The following is a 4,015-nucleotide window of genomic DNA, read 5'->3' on the forward strand; positions in this document are numbered from 1 at the left end:
ACGACGGCTTTGTCCGACACGAGAGAACCCGCCTATCGAGTAGTGCCTGCATCACGCCCGCGGCCGGGTGCGGACCCGGCCGCGGGTTCGTCAGAGGTTCGCGTTGGCCGCCTGCAGCCTCCGGGCGAGGCCGGCCGGCGTCGGCTCCTCGAAGATGTCCTTGAGCTTGAGCCGGATCTGGGTCTCCCGCTTGATCTCCTGCAGCAGCTTGACCGCCAGCAGCGAGTGCCCGCCGAGCGCGAAGAAGTGGCTGTTGGGGCCGAGATCGGTGCGGTTGAGCATGACCTTCCAGAGCGCCACCAGGGAGTCGACCAGCTCGTCCCCGCTCTCGGACGGGAGTTCCTCCTCCACGCTGTTCTCGGCGTCGCGCAGCTCCGTGGCCAGGCGGCGCAGGGCGGGGTAGTCGACCTTGTCGTTGCCCGTCATCGGGAACGCGTCCACGGTCACGTACTCCTGGGGGGTCGCGGCGTACGGAAGGGAGGCGCTGGCGTGCTCCCACAGCTCCGAGGTGACCTCGGGGCGCTCCGGCGCCACCACGAAGGCCCACAGGACGGCGTCGGCGCTGGGGTCGCCGACGACCACGACCGCGGCGGCCCTGACGTCCGGGTGGGTCAGCAGCACGCCCTCGACCTCGGCGAGCTCGATCCGGTTGCCGCGCAGTTTGATCTGGCGGTCGAGCCTGCCGAGGATCTCCAGCCGGCCGTCGGACGTCCACTGGGCCAGGTCGCCCGTGCGGTAGGACCGGCCGTACTGGGGGTGCTCGCCGAACCGCTCGGCGGTCAGCTCCGGGCGGTTGTGGTAGCCGATGGCCACCCCGTCGCCGGCGATGCAGAGCTCGCCCCGGGTCCCGATCGGCAGCGGGCGGCCGTTGGGGGCGGAGACGTACACCTTGGTGTTCGCGATGGGCACGCCCACGTCGACGCGGTCGGCGACCGGGTCGATGCGGCCGGAGGTGGACCAGATCGTGGTCTCCGTGGGGCCGTACACGTTGTAGAGCTCGCACCCGGTCGCGGACAGCCGTTTGGCCAGGACGGCGGGCATCGGCTCGCCGCCGCAGAGCACGCGGCGGCCGGCCAGCTGCCCGGCCACCTGGTCGATGACCAGGCGCCAGGTGGTCGGCGTGGCCTGGGCGACGGTGACCTCGTAGCGCCGCAGCGCCTCCGCGAGGGGTTCGCCCTGGGTGCGGGCGTCGTCCGGCGCGACGGCCAGCCGCGCGCCCGTCGTCAGGGGCAGGAACAGCTCCAGAGCGGAGATGTCGAAGCTGAACGTGGTCAGCCAGAGCACGGTGTCCTCCGCGCTCACGGCCAGCTGGTGCGCGAAGTGCGCGATCAGGTTGGCGAGGCTGTAGTGGTCGATCAGCGTGCCCTTGGGGAGCCCGGTGGAGCCGCTGGTGTAGATGAGGTACGCGCAGTCCTCCGGCCTGACGCTGCTGAACGCCGTCACCGTGCCGGAGACCGGGGTCACCGAGTCGACGGGCACGAGCGGCAGGACCGTACGGTCGCCGGAGACGACGATCCCCTCGCCCGCGAGGACCACGGCGGCGCCCGCGTCGTCGAGCTGGTAGTCGAGCCGCTGCTGCGGGTGGTCGGGTTCGAGCGGCAGGTACGCCGCCCCGGCGAGCCACACGCCGACGGCGGCCGCGGCCAGCTCGGGACCGCGCCGCGCGAGCAGCGCGACGACGTCGCCCCTGCCCACGCCGGCGGCCCGCAGCTCGTCGCGGGTGGCCTCGGCTGCGGCCCACAGGCGGCGTAACCCGACGCGGCGCTCGCCGTCGAGCACCGCGTCGGTGTCCTCCGGCGGCGCGGCGGAGACCTGGCGGGCGATCTTGTCCAGTACGGTCGCCGGCGTCACGGCGCGCTCGGTGGCGTTGGCCAGCTCGATGGCCGCCCGGTCCTGGTAGCACCAGACGGGCAGGTCCGCGAGCGGCGTGTCGGGCTGCTCCGCGAGCGTGACGAGCAGCTCGTCGAAGCGGGCCAGCAGCAGCTCCACGTCGGCCCGGTCCAGGACGTCCACGCAGAACGCGGTCCTGATCCTGATCGCCTCGGGGGTGGAGGTGACGAAGAACTCCAGGTCGAACTTGCTGAAGCCGTTCTCGATCACCACCTGCCCGGCCCGCAGCCCGCCCAGCATGAACTCGGCGGACAGGTCGGCGGGCACGTAGTTGAAGGTGTGCCGGAAGAGGTTGTTGCGCCAGCCGTCGCGCGGAACGATCTCCAGCAGGTCGTCCACCGGGTGGTCGGCGTGCGACATGGCCTCCATGAACGTGCGGCGGGTGAGCCGCGTGTACGTGCGGAAGTTGTTCGCCCATTGCACGCGGGTGCGCAGGGTGAGCACGTTGATGTGGTAGCCGAGCCGGGTGGCGGCCTCGGGCGTCCGCACGCTGATGGGCGAGCCGATGGTGAGATCGGGGCCGGCGCCGTGGGCGGCGAGCAGCACGCCGTACGCGGCCATGAGGACGACCGACTCCGGCGCCCGCAGCTCGCGCTGCATCCGCCGCGCCGCGTCGCGAGCGGCGGGGGACAGCTCCCAGTTGACCACGTCGCCCAGGAGGGTGACCTGCGAGGCTTCCGGCTGCTCGCACCACAGGTCCAGCTCGTCGGCGCGGAACCCGTCCAGCTTGTCGTGCCAGAACTCCCGGCTGCGCGGGTCGGAGGCCGGCTCCTCCCAGGCCGGCACGGTGTCGCGCGGCGGCGACTCGCCCGCCGCGAGGGCGTTGTAGGTCGCGGCGAGCTCGTTCATCAGCAGCGCGGACGACAGCCCGTCGAAGATCGAGTGATGGATCGCCAGGCAGTAGACCTCGCCCGCCTCCTCCTCCAGGACGGCGGCGCGCACCAGGAGCTCGCCGTCCGGCCGGAACGGCCGGGCCACGAACTCCGTCAGCCACTCGCGCGTGGCTCCCCGGCCGCCCTCCTCGAAGCGCAGCTCGGCGTACTCGGGCGGCAGGACCTCCCGCGTCATGCCCTCGGCCTCGATCCCGAAGACCGTGCGCAGGATCTCGTGCCGGCGCAGGACGTGGTTGATCGCGTCCAGCATGAGGGTGCGGCTAGGCAGTCTCGCCACGCTGAACGCCACGCCCAGGTTGTTCACCCCGGTACCGGGGACCAGCTCTTCCAGCATCCACAGCGCCTGCTCCTTGCGCGAGGCGCGCTGACCCAGCATCTGCTCCATGATCATCTCTCCAGCAGCTTGGTGACGGCCCTGGCGACCTCGTCCGAGGTGAGCAGCACGTCGTGGCCCTCCTCGAACCTGAGCTCCTCGGCCACGACGGTGCGACCGGAGTCACGCAGCCGGTTCAGGCCGTTCCGCGGGTTGGACGAGCTCACCGCAATGGCGCGCAGCCACCCCTCCCAGGGGTCCAGGTGGTCGGCGTAGGTGAGGAAAGCCAGGAAGGCGCTGAACGTCTCCCACATCTCCTCGGAGTACTCCGGGTCGAACCCGGCCCTTTCGAACGCGCGGTGCCCGACCTCGCGGAAGGTGGCATACAGCTGGGCGGCGTAGCCCTCGACCGTGATCCCCTCGACCTGGAGCGTCGTGTCCATGGTCTCCCGGAGCTGGGCGACGTCCTCCTCGTTCAGGATCGAGGAGAGGATGCCGAAGACCTTGCCGAACTGGAAGTAGACGTTCTCCAGGCTCGTTGGCTCCGGGTCGAAGAGGATCAGCTCGGGCGTCGAGCCCTGCAGCTCGGCCAGCCGGTCGACGAGCTCGGTCGCGTAGACGGCGCCCACGCAGTAGCCCATGACCGCGTGGACCTTCCTGCCGCTCTCCTTGATGGGCTCCACCCAGGAACGGACATAGGCGGCACCGTCGATCCCGCAACCGGGCGCCACGGCGGGCGGGCGCACGTGCCAGAAGGTCGCGTCATAGTCAATGTTCGCCACCAGCTCGGGGAAGCCCGCCTCCGCGCGGCCGGTCTCCGTGAAGTCGACGCAGAGGACGAGGTCCGCCGAGTTGGATGCTTTGAGCGTCGTCCAAGTGGTTACCAGGGTCATGATCATTCCTTTGATCGGAGTTCTGC

2 protein-coding genes are annotated in these 4,015 nt (G+C 71.0%); both read right to left on the reverse strand.

Translation table 11 applies throughout. From position 1 onward, the window contains the following. Positions 1–90 precede the first annotated feature (90 nt). Complete coding sequence (locus tag ACWEPL_RS20905; protein WP_452437171.1) at positions 91–3,168, reverse strand: non-ribosomal peptide synthetase; 3,078 nt, start codon at positions 3,166–3,168, stop codon at positions 91–93. 2 nt (positions 3,169–3,170) lie between these two features. Beyond that, the gene (locus ACWEPL_RS20910) at positions 3,171–3,989 is read right to left on the reverse strand and encodes a hypothetical protein (RefSeq protein WP_350742348.1); all 819 of its coding nucleotides are present in this window, start codon (positions 3,987–3,989) and stop codon (positions 3,171–3,173) included. Between the last annotated feature and the right edge of the window lie 26 nt (positions 3,990–4,015).

Source organism: Nonomuraea sp. NPDC004186, assembly GCF_053603495.1.